Raw genomic sequence first — 17,475 nt, forward strand, 5'->3', positions numbered from 1 at the left:
GAGTTGGACCATAGCGTGGGGGTGGCCTCGCGGCCGTTTGATCACGGCGAAGTTAAGCGGGGGTGAGCGGGATGCCGCCGAGCATTGGTCAAATGCTCGGCGGCATCCTGTTTTTGAACCCGCTTTCGGCTCGGCTTTATGAGCTCATGATTGAGCTGGACGATGGGGCGTTGATCGCAAATTGCGCGGCGAAAGCCCTGGCATAAGCGGGCCGAGATTCCCCGCGCGCGACATAGGCAGCCAGGTTTTGATATTCGTCCAAAATGCCTGACATTCTTAGTCGCAGCAGCACTGAAACCATCAACAGATCACCCGCGCTGAACGCATCGTCGAGCCAGTCGGCGCCGTCTAAGTAAGCCGAGAGCCTGTCCAGCCGAGCGCGGACACGGTCCTTGACCAACGGCAAGCGCTCCTCGCTCCAAGGCTTGTCAGCTTCGAATATTCTTGCCGTCGTCAATTCGAGGATCGGCGGCTCGACGGTGTTAAGTGCGGCAAACATCCAGGTGATCGCGCGCGCTCTGGCATCGCGATCCCTGGGCAGCAGGCCCGCATACTGCTCAGCAAGATGAAAGACGATCGAGCCGGTCTCGAACAGCGAGAGAGAACCTTCCTCATAGGTGGGGATCTGGCCGAAGGGATGGATGGCCAGATGGTCAGGCGTCTTCATCTCCGCGAAGGAAAGAAGGCGAACCTCATAAGGCTGCCCCACTTCTTCGAGCGCCCAGCGAACGCGCGTATCGCGCGCCAGTCCCTTGCCGCCATCGGGCGATCGTTCAAATGCTGTGATCGTGATTGTCATCGCATCGTTTCCTTGCTTGGGCGAATTTCTTTGGCTTCCTATCGTGACGACGCATGAGCCTGCCGGAAGCCGACATCGGTCTTGAACTATTTTGATTGCCGGGTGCAAATCGCCAATGCCGCTTCCGATCAAAGGTCGTGAGCGCGGTGGCCAATTCCGCAAGGCCGCAGGTCGTTGTCGCAAAACCGCGGCACAGTTTGCGCGCCATGCTTTGATGATCGCCTATTTCTTGGCCACAAAAACGCCGCAGCAAGCCCTGCCTGGAGCCAACTCGCCATGCGGGTGTCGGATCTCAGCCGATCTTAATTTACGCCGGCATCCGCCCACTCGCATCGGAACACCAGCATGGGCTTCGAAAACCCCTTGAACCGTCGGCGCGTTGCGTGAGCGAAGAGATCGGCGGCGCCGTATTCCCGAAAAATATTCTCCGAGACGAGGATCTGGTCGCTGGAGGCTGCCGCGCATAGTCGTGCGGCAAGTTGCACCGTCGAGCCGAACAGGTCGTTGCTGTCCTCGACCGGCTCGCCGCAATCCAGTCCGATGCGGATATGGATTGGCTCGGTGTTTCCGCCGTTGTAACGCTCGAATTCCCGCTGGATCGCCATGGCGCATTCGACGGCTGCCGTTGTCGCGGCGAAGGCCGCCATGATGCCGTCGCCGGTGTGTTTAACCTCCCGGCCTGAATTCTGGCTGAGGCATCGGCGCACGATAGAGTCATGGGCGCGGACCATTTCGGTCGCAATCCGGTCGCCGAGGCGCGATGTCATCGCTGTCGATCCGACGATATCGGTAAAGAGGATTGCCCGGTGGCCGGGATCCACCTGAGCGGAGGATTGGCCGGGCGCCGGCTCAGGGTCATGGATTCGGCCAAGAAAAGCCTCGACCGCCGACAGGGCGACCTCGACGATCTCGCCGGCGACGAAGCCGTGCGCCTCGCGATGCACACATTGCGCAGTTTCCGCATCCGGCGCATCCACGAGGCAGAAGGCGGTCCCGCGCCGCTGATCGAACCAATAGGTCAGGAATTTGACGCCGTACTTGTCCTGAATGTCGAGATCCATGCGATGTGCCTGAGCAACGTCAGCCGCTGACGTTCCTTCAAGAAAGTGCCGGTCCATGAAGATAGGCATCGCGCGCTCCTCCGAGATCCGCCGCGTGCAGGATAGATCGCATTGTACGACCRGGATGAAACTCCGTCCACCTTTGGCACAATCCATGAATGGTTATGAAGGTTCTTGCGTCCAGCAATGCATATGAGTTGCTGTAATCCTTATAGAGTATAAAAGGAAAGACTGAGTTTTAATCAGCAGGCGTGGGATGGGAAGCCCGATATTTACCATAATCAGTCGCTTAATGACTGATCGCAGGACTCCACTTCAAGCTCCATGTTCTCGAAAGCACCGGCTGCAGGGGATCTGGAGGCGACGAAGAGGAGCGTCTACACTGCGAGCCTCGCCGAAAATCAAGTCTCGTAAGGCCGTGCTTCGGCTGGTGACGCGGCCCGCCGACGGCACGCAAATTGCATCGTACCCATGAGCGCCACCGAAATTGGGAAAAGCTGTAGCAAAGTGAGACAGACGGCACATTTTCGACCGGTTGGCTTGGCCTCAATGGGGCTCGGCCATTATGCCGTTATTAACTCTGTGTGGGACGCCGCGCGCACGCTCTTGCGCGACTGGCCGGTAGATGACGGCGAAGAGTATTTCGAGGCCRTCAAGTCGTGCCTGGATGCGATTATCGGCGATCTCCCACCGGAACACGTGCGGGCGGCCTTCATCAGGGCTGCGCAGGAGGCCGGCATCGCGGTCATAGAAGCGGCGGACTGACTATCGGCCGCGCTTCGACGCCAGACTCCGACTGGCAATGCTATCCTCAGCCAGATCATCCCGGCGCTTGACTTTTCCTGCCAAAGTTCTAACTTAGAACAAAACAGGAACATTGGAGATGATCATGACGCATACGGAACAGGTGATCGCCAACGCCCTTGCGCTTGTCGAGGCGTCCCGCGCAGCCCGCGAGCGAGATCAACAGCGACGTGCCGCCTGGCAGAGAAAGGTCGAACTCAGCCGGCCGCTGCCGCCATTGCCGCGTCCGGTTCAATTGCCGTTGGCGCTGAACTGATGCGGCCGGCAAGGATCTTGGAACCCGGTCAGGCACGCCCCGAACAAGCTGGGGCCGATCAAGCCTGGCCCGATCAAACCTGGCCCGATCAGGCCTGGGAAGTCGAAGCGGTGCTTGCCTGGCATGACGACAATGCCAAGGCGGCGATACGCTCGCTGCTCGATGACTGCAAACATCTCCGCCAGCAACTGGCGCTGGCGGAAAGCGTGATGAGCCGCGGGATGGCCCGCGGCTGGGCGCCGCGATACGAGCGGGACGCCCTCTGAAAGATCGATGCCGCCTGGTCTATGGTACGGCATCCTCCGATGCTCCTCATCGCGAGGTGCGTAGCCCATCGGGCGGAGCCTCGAAGGATCTGCCGCAGCGCTGCTTCCTGCCATCTCACATCTGGTGCCGAACACCCGCCTCGTCCTTCGAGGCTCCGGCTTTTGGCCTGCTCTCTTGGGCCTTGTGCGGCGGCTAACAACGAAAGCGCGCTACTCGTGGTGGCGATTGGCTACGGCGCCCGTCTTTCAGACGCGCCAACAGCGCCGTGGCGTTTTGAGTTGCCGCTTATGCAGCAAGGCCGACATTTGCGAGATAGGCTTCCAGCGCCCCGGCGTGAGCTGAGGCAATGATGGCGCCGACATAGCCATCCGGACGCACGAGCACCCAGTCGCCCGATGCCAGACCGTAGGCATCATGGAAATGCCCGCCTTCGTCGATGACGTCTCCGCGCCGGCCAATCCTGTGGATGTGCAGGCCTGGGCGCGGTGGCATGGCGGCTTGCTCGACTTCATAGCCCAGCAGCGTCCAGTGCGCGCCCTTGAACAGTTCGAACAGCCGCGTCGGCTGGCCGCCGACACCTCTGAGCGGCGCATCGGGGGCACGGTCGCCGGCAAGCAGGCCGCCGCGTCGTTCCGGCTTTTCCAGCGCAAAAGAGGAGGAGGGGTAGCCGATATCGAGTTGATGAACCTCGCGACCACGCCGCATTTCGCCTCGCTTCAGGGCGTCGAGAAGATTGGTCGCCAGACCAAGCATGGCGGCGGCGACCGGGCGGCGCTCCTCCTCATAGCTGTCGAGCAGCGCGTCGGGGGCGCCTGCCGCAGCCGCCGCCAGTTTCCATCCGAGATTATAGGCGTCCTGAACGCTGGTATTCAGACCCTGTCCGCCGGTCGGCGGATGCGTATGGGCGGCATCGCCGACCAGGAACACGCGGCCGAGCCGGTAGCGATCGGCAAGCCGGGCGTTCATGTGGAAGGCCGACGCCCAGGAGACCGATTGGACCTCGATGTCGTCGCGGCTGGTGCGCTCCTTGACCAGGGCGGTCAAGCCTGCCGCGGAGAGGTCGACCTCGCCTTCGAGCGGGATGGGTCCCTGGATCTGGAACAGGTCCGTCCCCGCCAGCGGGCAAATCGCGATCTGTCGCTGCATGTCGCCATCGCCGAAGCGATGCCATACGTCGCGATCCAATCCCGTCTGAATGACATCGGCGACGATGGCGCGCACCCCGAGCGTCTTGCCGGGAAAGCCGATATCCAATGTATGGCGCACGAAGCTGCGGCCGCCATCGGCGCCGACGAGCCAGCGCACGCGGATGGTCTCTTCACCGGATATGCCCTTAAGCTGCGCAGTCACGCCCGCCTCGTCCTGTTCGAAGCCGATGAGTTCGCTGGCGAATTCGGGCCGGTGCCCTAGCTCGAGCAGGCGCTCGCGCATCACCCCTTCGGTCAGGAACTGCGGCACCATCAGGGGAAGATGGTAGGGCTCGGCCGGTGTCGGCTCCCCACCCACCACGGCGTCGGATTCGCTGAAGTTGCCGTCGTCGCGATATTGCCGCTGCCGGGGATAGATGCCGCCGAGCGCGACGATCCGGTCGAGAATGCCGAGATCTTCGAACACCTCCTGGCTTCGCGGCTGAATACCCTTGCCGCGGGAGCCGCGGAATGGGTCGTTCAATTTTTCGATCAGGCGGAAGGATACGCCCCGCCGCGCCAGCTCGATCGCCAGCGTCAGGCCGGCCGCACCGGCGCCTGATATCAGCACGTCGACTGTGGAATTTTCTGTCATTGGTTTCTCCATATGTGTATTATGCACATAATAGGAGAATCGGCATGACGTCAACAAAGAGTGTGCAAAATACACATATCAGCGAAAAACTGCGCGAACTGCATGGAGCTTTGATCGAGATCGTCAGCGTCATGAACCGCCCGCAGCGCGACGAGCAGATGGTCCGCGAGGCGGGCATTTCGCTCGATCGCGCCCTGTTTCCGCTGCTCGTCACGATAGAGCGGCTCGGCCCCATCGGGGTGGTCGAGCTCGCCGACCGCGCCGGCCGCGACTACACCACCGTCAGCCGTCAGGTCGCCAAGCTCGAAAGCCTCGATCTGGTGGAGCGCCGCGGAAATGCCGCCGATCGCCGCGTGCGCGAGGCGGTCATCAGCCCGAAGGGCAAGGCAATGACCGATCGCATCGACGTCGCCCGCGAGCGGATGGGCCGCGCCATCTTCGAGAACTGGAAGGAACATGACTTCAATGAACTCGTGCGGCTGATGCGGAAGTTTGCGGAGGATATCAGCGGCGATATCGGCAATGGCGCGGGAGAAACTGAGGGCGAGGGCGGACCGCAGGCGGATTAGAGCCTTTCCTGGTCAGATTGCAGCATTCTGTTGGCTCAAACGGAGCCGGATGGTCGACCGACCGGCGCGCGTCGTAGCCCGGCTCTACGGCCAAGCCGGCCGGTCGATCAGCCGGCCCGTTTCAGCCAACCCTCCAGCAGATTTGCCTGGCAAATCTGCAAGACTTTAGAATCGCCGGACGCACCTATTGCTTCGCATGGTGAAGCAGTGCGGCCGGTGGGCCGGGCATCTTTCCGCCAGGATCAGAGGCGATCGGCTTGGACGTACCAAGAGGTATGCCCGTCGCCAATCGCCTCTGATCCTGACGAAAACCTGCTCCGGCAGAATGCTGCAATCTGACCAGGAAAGGCTCTAACCTCTGAATCACTCGGGAATGTGGCGGGTGAATTCACCGCAGCCATTGCGCCGGCGCGTCTGCGATGATTTTGTAGCGTCCTGCAATCGCAACGCTTTCCGGTGATTCCCAATGTTCGATATTCTGTGGCGCGGCCTGGTGATCGGCGCCGGCGCAACCATCCTCATGGACCTCTGGGCGATCCTGCTCACCCAGTTCGGTCAGGCGGCCCCCAACTGGGCACCTGTGGGACGCTGGTTCTGGCATCTCCGCCGCGGCAAGGTCTTTCACGACAGCATCGCCGACGCTGAGCCCTATGCCCATGAACTGGCGCTCGGCTGGATCAGCCACTACGCCGTCGGCCTTCTCTATGGGGTGATCTTTGCCATCATCATGGGCTCTGCCTGGCTGGCGGCCCCGACATTTCTTCCCGCCTGGATCTTCGGCATCGTCACCGTCGGGGCAGGGTGGTTCCTGCTGCAACCGGGCCTCGGCATCGGCTGGGCCGCCTCCAAACACCCGACCCCGAACAAGGTCCGGTGCTTCAACCTTCTCGCCCACACTGTTTTTGCCCTGGGGCTTTATGGCACGGCGCTGATCATTGGCTGATCCTGGGGTCGGTTTCGGTCGGCGAGGGGACATGCCGCAACGTCTCGATTCCCTCTCCTCCCCAGCGGGGAGAAGGTGCCCGTAGGGCGGATGAGGGGGCCGGCGAAGCCGGTCTTTCCGACATCGCCTATGCAAGCTTCGACCGTGTCGGTATCGTCTCGACCGGGGTCAGGACGCGCTGGATCTCGGCATTGCCGGCGGCGTGGCGGGATAAGTGAATTATGTGAGATGCTTGCCGTGTGGCCCCTCATCCGCCTGCCGGCACCTTCTCCCCGAGGGGAGAAGGGATTATGCCGCGACCTCTCCGTCCCTGGCCACATCTCGCAAGGCACGTCCTTCGCCGCGTTTACAGGGTCTGGAGGGTCGAGACGAGTGGCTCGACCCCGGTAAGGTTAGATGAGAGGCAGCCATCTCCACGAACCGGACAGCCTTACCGCGCCGCCCAGTTGGCGCCGCGGCGGAAGATGGTCTTCATTTGGGGAACGTCGAACTCCTTGGCCTGATGGCCGAGCGAGGAATAGAAGACGCGGCCCTTGCCGTATTTCCGCTTCCAGACGACAGGCATGACGACGCCGTCGATCCAGTAGGCGTGCTCGCCGGTGAACTTCGTCGTCGCCAGAACCTCGTTCGAGGGGTCAACATGCATGTAATATTGCTCTGACGTATAGGGGAAATCGGCAATGCCCTCCATGAGGGGATCGTCGGGCCGGGTAATGTTGACGGTATAGTCGATGATGTTGCCGGGGTGAGCCACCCACTGGCCGCCGATGATGAACTGGTAATCGACGGAGTCGCGGAAGGCATCGCCCGCGCCGCCGTGATAGCCGGCGATGCCGACGCCGCTTTCGATCGCCGTGGCGAGGTTCTTGACTTCCTCCTTTTCGATCTTCGACATCGTCATGATCGGCACAACGAGGCTAAGATCATGGACGGAAGGGTCGGCAAGCGCCTCGGTGCCGTGCTCGAGATAGACCTTGAAGCCGTCTTCCTCGAGCATGGTCTTGATGATTTCGGCGCACTCCTGCGGCTCATGCCCGCTCCAGCCGCCCCAGACGATCAGTGCTTCACGCATAGTCTTTCCTCCTGAAACTTATTTCGCCAGCCGTCCGTCGACGATGGAATCGGACAAGGGGGCAGGGCGCTCCGTTGCCGTGGTGATCGTGACCGTTCGGCCGGTCGCGGCAGCGGTGTGGAACGCTTCCATGACCTCGAGCACATGCAGCGCCAGATCGCCATTGGCGCGGTGCGGCCGGTTGGAGCGGATCGCATGCGCCATGTCGGCGACGCCGAGCGAGCGATAATTGCCGTCGGCATAGGGTGCTGTGACCGGCTGGTCCTCGAACGGACCGCCCTTCTTCAGATATTCCACGGGGCCGGCGAACTTGTTCGGATCGGGAACGATCAGCGTGCCCTCGGTTCCGTAGATTTCCAGCGGCACATGCCTGTGGCCGGCGACATCGAAGCTCATGGCGATCTGGACGACGGCGCCATTGGCAAAGGCCATCATGCCGGTGACATGGGTCGGCACGTGCACGGGAATACGCTCGCCATTGCGCGGTTCGCTGGTGATCAGCCGTTCCGATCGCGGCGTCGTCGCAAAACCCGCAACTTGTGAAACAGGTCCGAGAAGATTGACGAGATCGGTGATGTAATAGGGACCCATATCGAGCATCGGCCCGCCACCGACTTCGTAAAAGAAGGTCGGGTTCGGATGCCAGCGCTCATGGCCCGGGCACATGAAGGTTGCCGAGCCGCCGACCGGTTGGCCGATGACGCCCTTGTCGATCAGGGTGCGGGCCGTCTGGTGGCCGCCGCCGAGGAAGGTGTCGGGGGCAGCGCCGATGCGAAGATTCCTCGTTTTGGCGGCTTCCGCCAATTTTTTCCCTTCCTCGAAATTAATCCCGAGCGGCTTTTCTGAATAGGTATGCTTGCCGGCCTCAAGCGCCTGCAACGCCACGGCAACATGGGCCTTCGGGATCGTCAGATTGACGATGATCTCGACCTTGGGATCGGCGAAAAGCTCCTCGACGGTCTTGACGGGAACATTAAACTCCGCCGCCTTTGCTTCCGCCAGCTCCCGGTTGAGATCGGCGACGCCGCGGATGTCGAGAATGGGAAAGGATGCCATCGCCGTGAGATAGGCGCCCGAAATATTGCCGCATCCGATGATGCCGATACCGACCTTGTCCATGAATTCCTCCATTGATCGTGCCATTGATGTTGATTGTGGCGCCCGTCAGAGCGCCGGCCCCGTCGTGCTCCAGGGCGATTCGTAGAGTTCGTAAAGCGCCACCGCAGCGGCACCCTGCGCCCAGAAATCATCGGTCGAATCGTCGAAGACGAGTTCGCTCACGCCGCGCAGCGACGGTGGAATGGCGAGCGAATAAGCATCGCGCAGGCTGTTGAGAAAGGGTTCGCCGAGCGCTAGGCTCGACCCCACAAGAATGACCCGCGGCGGCGCAAACAGCGTGACGATGTTGGCAATGGTCAATCCGACCGCTTCGCCGGCGCGGATGGCGGCACTGATCAGCCGGTCGTCATCGGCCTTGATCAGTGCCTGGGCATGGTTCATGCCGCGGCCGAGACGGATCGCTTCGGCAAAACGCCCGTCGGCCTGCTGTTCGCCGAGGATCGCGCTTTCGCCGGCCTGGCTGAACAGCCGGACGACGCCATTCGGTCCCATGCCGAGCACGAGGTCGCCGAGATTGTGGCTGAGGCCGCCGGCGCCGCGAAACAGGCTGTTGCCGTGCAGGACCCCGAGACCCAGCGTCTGTTCGAGCGAAATCAGCACCATATCCTCGAGATCGCGGGCCTTTCCGAACCAATGATGGCCAAGCGTGATGGCGTGGGCGTCGCTTTCGACAATGGTCGGCGTCGCCAGCCGCGTCGACATTTCCGCGGCGAAATCGACATTGGTGTCGCGAAAGATCGGGCTGCTTCTTATGTAGCCGGTGCGGTGCTCGATGACGCCTGGAAAGCCGAGGCAGACGCTGTCGACATCCTCCAGCGAAAGCCCGGCATCGAGGACGCAGCGCCTGACCCCATCCTCGACCAGATCGGCGATGACGCCGATCGGCTGCCGGTCGATGCGAATCGGCAAGGCGAGCTTCGACAGCACGTCGCCGCGGAAATTGGTGACGACGAAGACCATCCTGTTGGCGGCGATCTTGGCGCCCACCACGCGGGCGGCATCGGGATTGAGCTCCAGCATCACCCGCGGCCGTCCGCGCACGGCCTCATTGCGGATATCGCCTTCGTGACGCGGCAGGATGAGGCCGTCGTCGAGCAGCGAGGCGGTGATGGCCGAAACGGTCGTTGTGGAAAGTTCGGTTCGCTCGCTGATCTCTATCCGCGAGATCGGACCATGGCGCCGGACGGTATCGAGCACGTTCAAGCGATTGATCGCGCGCATTAATTCGGGATCTGCGGTCTTCATGGGAACTAGCCAGGCGAGCGTTTCGTTGGGGCGGAACCCAAATACTTTTAACGGGTTACGAAATAAATAGCGGGCAATTCGGCGGTCCTGTCAAGCGCATTTGATAAAAATAGAGGCATTGGGTTGACATTGGGTCAAAGCTCCGTTGAATTAATCCGCATAGGGGAAAAATTGTGAGGATAGCCCCTGGGAGGAAAAATCATGACTTTTAGGTTCAAGAGCGCCGCTCTTCGCGGCAGGCGTATCGCATCCATGGCCGCGGCTGCCGGCATGTTGCTGGCCGGAGCAGGTGCTGCCTCGGCGACGACGGTGGTCAAGTGGCTGCATCTCGAGCTCGACCCGAAATATGTCGCGGCCTGGGAAGACATCGTCAAGAAATACGAAGCCCAGCACCCTGACGTCGATATCCAGATGCAGTTTCTCGAAAATGAGGCCTTCAAGGCCAAGCTTCCGACATTGCTGCAGTCCGACGACGTGCCGGATTTCTTTTTCAGCTGGGGCGGCGGCGTCTTGAAGCAGCAGTCCGAGACCGGCGCGCTCCAGGATGTGACGCCGGCCCTCGATGCCGATGGCGGCAAACTGCGCGGCGCCTATAGCCCGGCTTCGGTCAGCGGCCTGACATTCGACGGCAAGACCTGGGCTATTCCCTATAAGGTCGGTCTGGTCAGCTTTTTCTACAACAAGGAGCTGTTTGCCAAGGCCGGCGTCAAGGCCGAGGACATCAAGAACTGGGCTGATTTTCTCGATACGGTGAAGAAGATCAAGGCTGCCGGCATCGTGCCGATCGCCGGCGGCGGCGGTGAAAAATGGCCGATCCACTTCTACTGGAGCTATCTCGTCATGCGCGAAGGCGGACAGAAGGTCTTCGAAGCGGCAAAGACCGGCCAAGGCGAAGGTTTCCTCGATCCCGCAATCATCAAGGCCGGCGACGACCTCGCCGAACTCGGAAAGCTCGAACCGTTCCAGCCTGGCTATCTCGGCTCGACCTGGCCGCAGGCGCTCGGCGTTTTCGGTGACGGCAAGGCTGCGATCATCCTCGGCTTTGAAAATACCGAGGCCAATCAGCGCAAGAATGCCGGCGACGGCAAAGGTCTCGCACCCGAAAATATCGGCCGTTTCGCCTTCCCGGCGGTCGATGGCGGCGCCGGCAAGCCGACCGATACGCTTGGCGGTCTGAATGGCTGGGCTGTCACCAAGAAGGCATCCAAGGAAGCGATCGATTTCCTCGCCTTCCTGACGAATGCGGACAATGAGCGGGCGATGGCCAAATCAGGCATGCTATTGCCCGTTGCCGTCGGCGCCGGTGATGGCGTCACCAACCCACTGCTTGCCGAATCGGCAAAACAGCTGGCCGCCTCGACCTGGCATCAGAACTATTTCGACCAGGATCTCGGTGCGGCGGTCGGCCGTGTCGTCAACGACGTGTCGGTGGAAATCGTCTCCGGTCAGATGAATTCCAAGGACGGCGCCCAGATGATCCAGGACGCTTTCGAGCTGGAACAATAACCAGCGCCTGCAGACCCATCCTGGCGCTCCAGTGAAGAGCGGGAGCGCCAGCCTTGCTGCCGACGAGATGCGAAAGCAGGACCCATGGCCAATATTTCAGTCCCATCGATAACCACTGCCGCCAGGCCGGCAAAAAGAGCCGCAAACAGCAAGAGCTCGGTCGCTCATGACCGRCTGGCGGTGCTGTTGATCTTCCTGCCGCCGGCGCTGCTGCTTTTCACGCTCTTCGTCATCATGCCGATGGGCGAGGCGGCCTGGTACAGCCTCTACAAGTGGAACGGCTACGGCACGCCGACTGAGTTCATCGCGCTGCGCAATTTCCAGGTTCTGTTTCGAAATGCGGCTTTCACCCAGGCGCTGGTCAATAACGGCCTGATCATCGTGATCTCGATCTGCATCCAGGTGCCGCTCGCCATCTGGCTCGCCACCATGCTGGCGCACCGCATTCCGGGTGTCGTCGGCTACCGCCTGATCTTCTTCCTGCCCTATGTGCTGGCGGACGTTGCCGCGGGTCTTATCTGGCGCTTCGTCTATGATGGCGACTATGGCCTGTTTGCCGCCGTTTCCAACTTCTTCGGCTTCGCCAACCCCTATGTGCTCGCCGACAAGGATGTGGCGATCTATGCCGTGCTTGGCGTCATCGTCTGGAAATATTTCGGCTTCCACATGATGCTGTTCATCGCCGGCCTGCAATCCGTCGACAAGAGCGTGCTGGAGGCCGCCGAAATCGACGGCGCCACGGGCTGGCAGAAGTTCCGTTACGTCACGTTGCCGCTGCTCGGCTCGACCTTGCGTCTTTCCATCTTCTTTGCCGTCGTCGGCTCGCTGCAGCTCTTCGACATGATCATGCCGCTGACGGGCGGCGGGCCGTCCAACTCCACGCAGACGATGGTCACCTTCCTCTACACCTACGGCGTCATGCGCATGCAGGTCGGCCTCGGCAGCGCCGTCGGCGTCGTGCTCTTCATCATCTGCGTGACGCTCGCCTTCGGTTACAAAAGGATATTCATGCGCCATGACTGATATGAGCTCTTCCATCCGCATGAGCACGTCCACACGCGTCTATCTCTACGTGTCGCTGAGCCTGATTGCCGCAATCGTGCTCGTGCCGTTGCTGACGACGGCGCTCGGCGGCTTCAAGACGCTGGGTGACCTGCGCACCAATCCCTTCGGCCTGCCGACAGAGTGGCAATGGGCAAACTATACCGACATTCTTTTCGGTGAACGCTACTGGCTGCAGATCGGCAATTCGCTTGTGATCGCGTCGCTTACCGTCCTCCTGACGCTGATCGTCTCGTCGATGGCGGCTTTCGCCTTTGCCCATGTCCGGTTCTTCGGATCGTCGTTCCTGCTCAATTATTTCCTGCTCGGCCYGATGTTTCCGGCGGCAACCGCGATCCTGCCGCTCTTCATCCGCATCCGCGATCTCGGCCTGCTCGATACCTATTGGGGCGTGGTGCTGCCGCAGGTGGCCTTCGGCCTTGGCATGAGCATCCTGCTGTTTCGAAACTATTTCCGCAACCTTCCGGAAGAATTGTTTCAGGCGGCTTTCGTCGACGGTTGCGGTTATCTCCGCTTCTTCTGGCATATCTCGCTGCCGCTTTCCCGGCCGATCGTCGCCACCGTCAGCATCATTTCCTTCGTCGGCAGCTGGAACAGCTACATCCTGCCGCTGATCATGCTGAACTCGGAATCGAAATATCCCTGGCCGCTCGGCATCATGGTCTATCGCGGCGAGTACGGCACGGAGTGGCAGCTGGTGCTGGCCTTCATCACGCTGACCATCCTTCCCACCATCATCGTCTTTTTCGTCGCCCAGAGACACATCATCGCCGGTCTGACCGCCGGCGCCGTGAAGTCCTGAGCCCGAACCATTGGAGGTGCAATCATGGCATCCGTTGAACTCACCGATATCAGCAAGACCTATGGCGCCGTCGACGTCATCCACGGCATCTCGCTTGGTATTGAGGACGGAGAATTCGTCGCGCTCGTCGGCCCGTCCGGTTGCGGAAAATCGACGCTGCTGCGGATGATCGCCGGCCTCGAGGAGATTACTGATGGCGACATCGCCATCGGCGGCAAGGTCGTCAACGCTATGACGCCGCGCGAACGCAACATCGCCATGGTCTTCCAATCCTACGCGCTCTATCCGCACATGACGGTTGCTGAAAACATGGGCTTCAATCTGAAGCTCGCCGGCGTTGCTAAACCCCAGATCGAGGCCCGGGTGGCCGAGGCCGCCCGCATGCTGGATCTCGCCGAACTCCTCGACCGCAAGCCGGCCCAGCTTTCCGGTGGCCAGCGCCAGCGCGTCGCCATGGGCCGTGCCGTCGTGCGCAATCCCGCCGTCTTCCTGTTCGACGAGCCACTGTCCAACCTCGATGCCAAGCTGCGCGTGCAGATGCGCTCGGAAATCAAGACGCTGCACCAGAAGGTCAGGACGACCTCGATCTATGTCACCCATGACCAGATCGAAGCGATGACGCTTGCCGACCGCATCGTCGTTCTCAATCAGGGCAGGGTGGAACAGCAGGGCACGCCGCTCGAACTCTACAGGAAGCCCGCCAATCTCTTCGTCGCCGCCTTCATAGGATCGCCGGCAATGAACATGCTCGAAGGCACGGTCGACGGAGAAAATGGTGGGCCTGCTGCTCGTCTCAGCGACGGCACGGCGATCCGCATCGCGCCGGACCGCAAGGTCAAGGCCGGCCAGGCCATCACCATCGGCCTGCGTCCCGAACATCTCGTTCCCGGTGTCGCCGCCGGCACGCCGCTCGCCGGCCGGACGATGCTGGTGGAACCGACAGGCGCCCAGACCCACGTGGTCTTCGACCTTGCCGGACAGCAGGTGACCGCCATCGTCGACGGCGAATATCCCGCCCGCTACGGCGCCGTGTTCGAGGCGAGTATTACCAGTGATCAGGTGCACGTCTTCGACCGCGGCACCGGTGTGGCGCTGTAGCCGGGGCGGTTTGTCCCACGGCTGTCCGATTTGCGGCGACGAACGGGAACCGGGGAGGGTGCGGCATATCCTCTTCTCCCCTCGGGGAGAAGGTGCCGGCAGGCGGATGAGGGGGCTGCACGGCACCCCCTTTCAGCATAACCTMTCCCTCCAKTCCGCCGCCGGTGCATTGCGCGTTGTTGGAAAGACCGGCGTCGCCGACCCCCTCATCCGCCCTACGGGCACCTTCTCCCCGAGGGGAGAAGAGGGAGTCGAGAGGTCTCGGCATGCTCCTCTCCGCATGTGGAGGTCCGGGGTCGTCTGAAGACGGCAGTCACCCCTGCCGTCTAACATTGGATTTACTACTCCGCCGCGATCCGTGTGACGCCGTTGGCCTGGACGATCTTTTCCAGCAGCGCGAGCTCTTCCTGGGTAAGATCCGTCAGAGGCGGGCGCACGGGGCCGGGGTTCTGCCCGAGGACGCGAAGGCCGGCCTTGATGATCGAGACCGCGTATCCCTTCTTGCGATTGCGCAAGGCGACGAAGGGGAAGAAGAAGCCCTTCAGGATCTCGTCGACGGTCGCCTGATCACCGGTCCGCAAGGCACCGTAAAAGCGCTGGGCGAGGGCGGGGACGAAGTTGAAAACGGCCGATGAATAGGTCGTCACGCCTGCGGCAAAATAGGCCTGCGCATAAACCTCATGGGTCGGCATGCCGCCGACATAGACGAGACGGTCACCAAGCAGGGTGGTAATCTCGATCACCTTGTCGACATCGCCGACGCCGTCCTTGAAGCCGATCAGGTTCGGGCATTCCTCCGCCAGGCGCGCGATGCTGTCGGCCGAAAGAATGGCGTTGTCGCGGTTATAGACGATGACGCCGATGCCGACCGATTGGCAGACCGCCTTGACATGGGCGATGAGACCCGCCTGTTCGGCAAACATCAGATAGGGGGGCAACAGCAGCAATCCGTCGGCGCCGGCTTTCTCGGCCGCGACGGCGATCTCGATGGCGAGTGACGTACCATAGCCGGTTCCCGAAATGATCGGCGTCTTGCCGGCCGACGCCTTGGCCGCCCGGACAACCTGCGGAATCTCGGCCGGATTGAGGGAGAAGAACTCCCCGGTGCCGCCGGCGGCAAACAGTGCAGCGGCGTCGTAACCGGAAAGCCACTCGACATGACGGCGGTACTTGGCTTCGTCAAATTTGAGTTGATCGTCGAAATGGGTCACCGGAAACGACAGGAGACCACTACCGACGGCCTTCTTCAATTCAATCGGGTTCATCATGAAGTCCTATTTCTTAGGTGTTGAAAACCGGGTCACTCGCTGTCGAGCACTTGCAGAAGTGCTGCGATATAGCCGTAGCAGAAGGCAAATGCGGTGGCGGTTGGGTCCTTGCCGCTGACGGTCGGTACATGGTCGGGCATCAGCATGTATTTGAAGCCCACCTCCTTGTAGATCCTGGCCGAACGGACCATGTCCATGTCGCCTTCTTCAGGGAAGGTCTCCATGAAGGACAGCTTGCCGCCGCGAATGTTGCGGAAGTGAACATTGAAGATCTTGCCGCGCTGGCCGAACCAGCGGATGACATCGTCGATCTCCTTGCCGGGATTTTCGAGCATTTCGCCGATCGAGCCCTGGCAGAAATTGAGGCCGTGATAGGGGTTTTCGCGCATCAGCACGAACTTCTTCAGGCCTTCTACCGTGCCCAGCACCCGCGTGACGCCGCGATAGCCCGGCGGCGTATAGGGATCGTGCGGATGGCAGGCGAGCCGGACGCGGTTGCTTGCAGCGACAGGAACGACGCGTTCCAGGAAATAGTCGATCCGTTCCCAGTTTTCGTCCTCGGAAAGCACGCCGGCAAGACCGGGCTCGGCCTGCTGATCCGTCTTGTCCCAGCGGAAGCTGGCATTCAGCGACCCGCCGCGTCCCGGCTCATCCGGCGTGCGGGGAATGCCGATCAGGTTGAGATTGTACTTCACCGAAGGAATGCCGGCCGCCGCAACATTCTCGATCAGCTTGCAGACGGCGTCGATCTGTCTGTCGCGCTCGGGGCCGGCAAGCAGGATATCGGGATAGGAAGCCTTCTCGATCGGCTGCGAGGGCAGCGGCAATTGAATCATGTCGAGGATCAGGCCGAAGCTTTCGACCTTGTCGCGATGGCGCTCGAGGTCGGACAGCGTCCAGCTGCTCGGCTTTCCGGGCGGGTCGGCATTGATATGCTTCACACCCAGTTGCGCGAAGATACGATAATCGTCGTCATCCCGCGCGGCGACCTGTGTTCCCAGATACATTTGAGTCTCTTTCGAAATTACACAATGTCATATGACATAATATGAATTTTGAAGAGTGTCGAGCCCTATTGCTGCTCGGCGAGCATGCGGTAGCGGCGTTGGCTGGCCAGCATATGTGCGCGCATTGCCTGGCGGGCGCGTTCGGGATCCTGATCGGCGATTGCCGACAGGATTTCGACATGTTCGGCATAAACCTTCTGAAGATAGCTGCGGTCATTGGCCTCGGGGAGTGTCGGAAACTGGCCGCGGGGGATGGCTCTGGGGCCGAAATGGCGCAGGACATCGACATAGAATCGGTTGTTCGTGGCGGCGGCAATTGCCATGTGGAAGGCGTAATCCGCTTCCACGGTTTGCTGTCCGGTTTCGATCAGGTGCGCCATTCTGCGGTTGGCCTCCCGGATTGCCGCCTCCTGCTCGGCGGTGCGGCGATAGGCGGCAATTGCCGCCGCTTCACCCTCGGCCGCCATACGAAACTCCAGCAACTCCAAGGTTTCCGGAATGCTTTTGATTTCCACCGGCGTCAGCGGCAGGACCGAATGCGCCTTCGGATCCGCGACAAAAACGCCTTTGCCCTGGATCGGCTTGACGAAGCCTGCCGACCTTAGATCGGCTATCGCCTCGCGCACCACGGTGCGGCTGACGCCGAATGTCGCTTCAAGCTGCGGCTCGGTCGGCAGTTGATCGCCGACACGCAGCGTCCCCGTCTCGATTTGCGCCCGCAGCTGATCGATGACCTGTTGCGCCAGTCTTTGCCGGCCACCGCCGAATGTTGTCATTGTCCGTTCCCCCAATCCCTTTGCATCAAGTCTCCCGCT

The 17,475-nt window shown here is 61.3% G+C and carries 18 protein-coding genes; 9 read left to right on the forward strand and 9 right to left on the reverse strand.

The window, feature by feature from the left end; all coding sequences use genetic code 11:
• Window positions 1-136: 136 nt before the first annotated feature.
• Together AC1D1Z_RS08955 and AC1D1Z_RS08960 are read right to left on the reverse strand one after the other, a co-directional pair.
• Window positions 137-799: a glutathione S-transferase family protein gene (locus AC1D1Z_RS08955; RefSeq protein ID WP_477850263.1), complete on the reverse strand. Its 663-nt coding sequence runs from the start codon at window positions 797-799 to the stop codon at window positions 137-139.
• 302 nt (window positions 800-1,101) lie between these two features.
• Entirely contained in the window at window positions 1,102-1,929 is an 828-nt protein-coding gene (locus tag AC1D1Z_RS08960; protein WP_018241942.1) for a nickel-binding protein, read from the reverse strand.
• A gap of 438 nt (window positions 1,930-2,367) precedes the next feature.
• On the opposite strand from AC1D1Z_RS08960, the gene AC1D1Z_RS08965 reads away from it, so the two are divergent.
• From AC1D1Z_RS08965 to AC1D1Z_RS08975, 3 genes are all read left to right on the forward strand, one after another.
• The gene (locus AC1D1Z_RS08965) at window positions 2,368-2,625 is read left to right on the forward strand and encodes a DUF982 domain-containing protein (protein ID WP_477850265.1); all 258 of its coding nucleotides are present in this window, start codon (window positions 2,368-2,370) and stop codon (window positions 2,623-2,625) included.
• Window positions 2,626-2,749: 124 nt separating this feature from the next.
• Window positions 2,750-2,920 carry a hypothetical protein gene (locus tag AC1D1Z_RS08970; RefSeq protein WP_162039352.1) on the forward strand — a complete coding sequence of 57 codons (171 nt, stop codon included), beginning with the start codon at window positions 2,750-2,752 and terminating at the stop codon, window positions 2,918-2,920.
• Window positions 2,920-3,186 carry a hypothetical protein gene (locus AC1D1Z_RS08975; protein ID WP_018445427.1) on the forward strand — a complete coding sequence of 89 codons (267 nt, stop codon included), beginning with the start codon at window positions 2,920-2,922 and terminating at the stop codon, window positions 3,184-3,186. The genes AC1D1Z_RS08970 and AC1D1Z_RS08975 overlap by 1 nt, the downstream gene beginning before the upstream one ends.
• Before the next feature lie 286 nt (window positions 3,187-3,472).
• Here AC1D1Z_RS08975 and AC1D1Z_RS08980 read toward each other — a convergent pair whose 3' ends face one another.
• Window positions 3,473-4,969: an FAD-dependent oxidoreductase gene (locus AC1D1Z_RS08980; RefSeq protein WP_477850218.1), complete on the reverse strand. Its 1,497-nt coding sequence runs from the start codon at window positions 4,967-4,969 to the stop codon at window positions 3,473-3,475.
• Window positions 4,970-5,013: 44 nt separating this feature from the next.
• Here AC1D1Z_RS08980 and AC1D1Z_RS08985 point away from each other — a divergent pair, with 44 nt between their 5' ends.
• Both AC1D1Z_RS08985 and AC1D1Z_RS08990 read left to right on the forward strand, forming a co-directional pair.
• Window positions 5,014-5,538, forward strand: a complete 525-nt coding sequence (locus tag AC1D1Z_RS08985; RefSeq protein WP_477850220.1) for a MarR family winged helix-turn-helix transcriptional regulator — start codon at window positions 5,014-5,016, stop codon at window positions 5,536-5,538.
• Window positions 5,539-6,004: 466 nt separating this feature from the next.
• Entirely contained in the window at window positions 6,005-6,481 is a 477-nt protein-coding gene (locus AC1D1Z_RS08990) for a DUF2938 domain-containing protein (protein WP_018241946.1), read from the forward strand.
• Window positions 6,482-6,911: 430 nt separating this feature from the next.
• Here the strand turns inward: AC1D1Z_RS08990 and AC1D1Z_RS08995 are convergent, their stop codons facing one another.
• The 3 genes from AC1D1Z_RS08995 to AC1D1Z_RS09005 are packed head-to-tail and all read right to left on the reverse strand — an operon-like array spanning window position 6,912 to window position 9,917.
• Window positions 6,912-7,553 carry a ThuA domain-containing protein gene (locus AC1D1Z_RS08995; protein WP_003539493.1) on the reverse strand — a complete coding sequence of 214 codons (642 nt, stop codon included), beginning with the start codon at window positions 7,551-7,553 and terminating at the stop codon, window positions 6,912-6,914.
• 18 nt (window positions 7,554-7,571) lie between these two features.
• Window positions 7,572-8,672 (reverse strand): Gfo/Idh/MocA family protein, encoded by a 1,101-nt coding sequence (locus tag AC1D1Z_RS09000; RefSeq protein ID WP_128402432.1) that lies wholly within the window; start codon window positions 8,670-8,672, stop codon window positions 7,572-7,574.
• Window positions 8,673-8,717: 45 nt separating this feature from the next.
• On the reverse strand, window positions 8,718-9,917 hold the full coding sequence (locus tag AC1D1Z_RS09005; protein WP_477850223.1) for an ROK family protein: 1,200 nt from the start codon (window positions 9,915-9,917) through the stop codon (window positions 8,718-8,720).
• Window positions 9,918-10,118: 201 nt separating this feature from the next.
• Here AC1D1Z_RS09005 and AC1D1Z_RS09010 point away from each other — a divergent pair, with 201 nt between their 5' ends.
• The 4 genes from AC1D1Z_RS09010 to AC1D1Z_RS09025 all read left to right on the forward strand — a co-directional run bounded on the left by AC1D1Z_RS09010 (window position 10,119) and on the right by AC1D1Z_RS09025 (window position 14,385).
• A complete protein-coding gene (locus tag AC1D1Z_RS09010; protein WP_128402430.1) occupies window positions 10,119-11,423 on the forward strand; it encodes an ABC transporter substrate-binding protein in 1,305 nt (434 codons plus the stop codon).
• A gap of 84 nt (window positions 11,424-11,507) precedes the next feature.
• Window positions 11,508-12,446 carry a carbohydrate ABC transporter permease gene (locus AC1D1Z_RS09015; protein ID WP_003559249.1) on the forward strand — a complete coding sequence of 313 codons (939 nt, stop codon included), beginning with the start codon at window positions 11,508-11,510 and terminating at the stop codon, window positions 12,444-12,446.
• Window positions 12,439-13,287 carry a carbohydrate ABC transporter permease gene (locus tag AC1D1Z_RS09020; protein WP_477850226.1) on the forward strand — a complete coding sequence of 283 codons (849 nt, stop codon included), beginning with the start codon at window positions 12,439-12,441 and terminating at the stop codon, window positions 13,285-13,287. The genes AC1D1Z_RS09015 and AC1D1Z_RS09020 overlap by 8 nt, the downstream gene beginning before the upstream one ends.
• Before the next feature lie 24 nt (window positions 13,288-13,311).
• Window positions 13,312-14,385, forward strand: coding sequence for an ABC transporter ATP-binding protein (locus AC1D1Z_RS09025; RefSeq protein ID WP_128402429.1), 1,074 nt, complete (start codon window positions 13,312-13,314; stop codon window positions 14,383-14,385).
• A gap of 341 nt (window positions 14,386-14,726) precedes the next feature.
• Here the strand turns inward: AC1D1Z_RS09025 and kdgD are convergent, their stop codons facing one another.
• The 3 genes from kdgD to AC1D1Z_RS09040 all read right to left on the reverse strand — a co-directional run bounded on the left by kdgD (window position 14,727) and on the right by AC1D1Z_RS09040 (window position 17,436).
• Window positions 14,727-15,653 (reverse strand): 5-dehydro-4-deoxyglucarate dehydratase, encoded by a 927-nt coding sequence (gene kdgD / locus AC1D1Z_RS09030; RefSeq protein WP_018445416.1) that lies wholly within the window; start codon window positions 15,651-15,653, stop codon window positions 14,727-14,729.
• A gap of 32 nt (window positions 15,654-15,685) precedes the next feature.
• On the reverse strand, window positions 15,686-16,660 hold the full coding sequence (locus tag AC1D1Z_RS09035; protein WP_018445415.1) for a mannonate dehydratase: 975 nt from the start codon (window positions 16,658-16,660) through the stop codon (window positions 15,686-15,688).
• A 65-nt stretch (window positions 16,661-16,725) separates the two neighbouring features.
• Window positions 16,726-17,436 (reverse strand): FadR/GntR family transcriptional regulator, encoded by a 711-nt coding sequence (locus AC1D1Z_RS09040; protein ID WP_018241956.1) that lies wholly within the window; start codon window positions 17,434-17,436, stop codon window positions 16,726-16,728.
• Window positions 17,437-17,475 lie beyond the last annotated feature (39 nt).

The sequence above is a fragment of the Rhizobium sp. P1_E1 genome (assembly GCF_056406015.1).

Coding starts and splice junctions, on each gene's coding strand:
- AC1D1Z_RS09025 (WP_128402429.1), top strand. CDS start 13,312: ATGGCATCCGTTGAACTCACCGATATCAGCAAGACCTATGGCGCCGTC.
- AC1D1Z_RS09000 (WP_128402432.1), bottom strand. CDS start 8,672: ATGGACAAGGTCGGTATCGGCATCATCGGATGCGGCAATATTTCGGGC.
- AC1D1Z_RS08995 (WP_003539493.1), bottom strand. CDS start 7,553: ATGCGTGAAGCACTGATCGTCTGGGGCGGCTGGAGCGGGCATGAGCCG.
- AC1D1Z_RS08955 (WP_477850263.1), bottom strand. CDS start 799: ATGACAATCACGATCACAGCATTTGAACGATCGCCCGATGGCGGCAAG.
- AC1D1Z_RS09005 (WP_477850223.1), bottom strand. CDS start 9,917: ATGAAGACCGCAGATCCCGAATTAATGCGCGCGATCAATCGCTTGAAC.
- AC1D1Z_RS08960 (WP_018241942.1), bottom strand. CDS start 1,929: ATGCCTATCTTCATGGACCGGCACTTTCTTGAAGGAACGTCAGCGGCT.
- kdgD (WP_018445416.1), bottom strand. CDS start 15,653: ATGATGAACCCGATTGAATTGAAGAAGGCCGTCGGTAGTGGTCTCCTG.
- AC1D1Z_RS08980 (WP_477850218.1), bottom strand. CDS start 4,969: ATGACAGAAAATTCCACAGTCGACGTGCTGATATCAGGCGCCGGTGCG.
- AC1D1Z_RS09010 (WP_128402430.1), top strand. CDS start 10,119: ATGACTTTTAGGTTCAAGAGCGCCGCTCTTCGCGGCAGGCGTATCGCA.
- AC1D1Z_RS09040 (WP_018241956.1), bottom strand. CDS start 17,436: ATGACAACATTCGGCGGTGGCCGGCAAAGACTGGCGCAACAGGTCATC.
- AC1D1Z_RS09035 (WP_018445415.1), bottom strand. CDS start 16,660: ATGTATCTGGGAACACAGGTCGCCGCGCGGGATGACGACGATTATCGT.
- AC1D1Z_RS08990 (WP_018241946.1), top strand. CDS start 6,005: ATGTTCGATATTCTGTGGCGCGGCCTGGTGATCGGCGCCGGCGCAACC.
- AC1D1Z_RS08975 (WP_018445427.1), top strand. CDS start 2,920: ATGCGGCCGGCAAGGATCTTGGAACCCGGTCAGGCACGCCCCGAACAA.
- AC1D1Z_RS08985 (WP_477850220.1), top strand. CDS start 5,014: ATGACGTCAACAAAGAGTGTGCAAAATACACATATCAGCGAAAAACTG.
- AC1D1Z_RS08970 (WP_162039352.1), top strand. CDS start 2,750: ATGACGCATACGGAACAGGTGATCGCCAACGCCCTTGCGCTTGTCGAG.